This is a genomic window from Enterovibrio gelatinilyticus (genome assembly GCF_028683095.1).
GTDB lineage: Bacteria > Pseudomonadota > Gammaproteobacteria > Enterobacterales > Vibrionaceae > Enterovibrio > Enterovibrio gelatinilyticus.
In genome coordinates, this window is the sequence record NZ_JAJUBC010000084.1 from 1 (window position 1) to 1,126 (window position 1,126).

General features: G+C 38.2%; 1 protein-coding gene. It reads left to right on the forward strand.

What is annotated here, in order from left to right:
- Positions 1-130 precede the first annotated feature (130 nt).
- Positions 131-1,078, forward strand: coding sequence for a hypothetical protein (locus LRP50_RS25285; RefSeq protein WP_274167158.1), 948 nt, complete (start codon positions 131-133; stop codon positions 1,076-1,078).
- Positions 1,079-1,126 lie beyond the last annotated feature (48 nt).

Genomic DNA, 1,126 nt, shown 5'->3' on the forward strand with positions numbered 1-1,126 from the left:
GCGCTTTAAACGGGACAAAAACAGTTGGTTAGGTTCCGCTTCGCTCCACATTATAACCAACAATTTTTGTCCGCTTAAGCGGGCGTTAGGTAATTAGAAGTGGTTTCACATCATATAAAGGTACAATGTTTTGAGTTCGAGTGTCGGTCAAGTTATTAAACCATCAATTATTGGTGACGCTAAGTCATATTGGGCAATGCATTTTTGCTCTGTTTTAGAAGCTTTATATGAGCATAAGCAACTTGAATTCAATATTCAAAAGCAGATTCCATTCTCTGAGCCCAAGACTCTAGCTAATTTTGTAGGAACGAGTGAGCAAGGTTTCTTCGCTAGAATGAGAGAAAGCGTCCAAAATTGGGGGCTACAGTATTTCCTATGCCATTATTTAGCCAGTAATGAAGGTGTTGGCTTGTTTAAAGTTTTAATTGATAATATTTCAAATAACTATAGCTTTGATTTGCTGAGAAACTATCACTCGTATGGAGTTTTTGTTTGTGGCATAGACTCTTACAGCGGCGCAGAATTTCTCAAAACGACTAATGCAGTCATATTCGGTTATACACAATACAATATTCAAAATGTGTGGGAAGATATTAAGTATGTTGATCTGTGTATTTTGATTAAACGATATGCAGGAGATACTCGAGATAGTGCTTTGCTTGGTGAAGTTGAAGGAAATAAAGGTAGCAAACTGTTAGGTAGTAGTGGTTGGGGGAAAAAGTCGAGTATGTGTCTTTTCGGTATAGGGGTTCAACCAAACGGTTCTCACATATCGGTTCACAATGTACGACTTGAAAACTCAGTTAAAACTGTTGTGATTCTAGGCAGTGAACATTCAGTGATTGACGATTTTCATGTTGCAATTGGAATGCTGGAGCTATTTTTGTCTTACAATCGTAATCATAAGGTAATGGCAGTTCCAGGGCAGAGTGAAGTTCTTGAAATAATTCGAGGACACTGGTGTCAACCAGTAGATCAGTTAATAGAAGTGCTGCGTTCATTTATTGTACGCGCAGATGGAGCTAGCTTGGGTCTAAATCCTATTACTATACAATCAGTACCCAAAATAATTACCTAACAAATAAGAATAAGTGTCGCGCAGCCGACACTTTATTCGGGTGTTGAA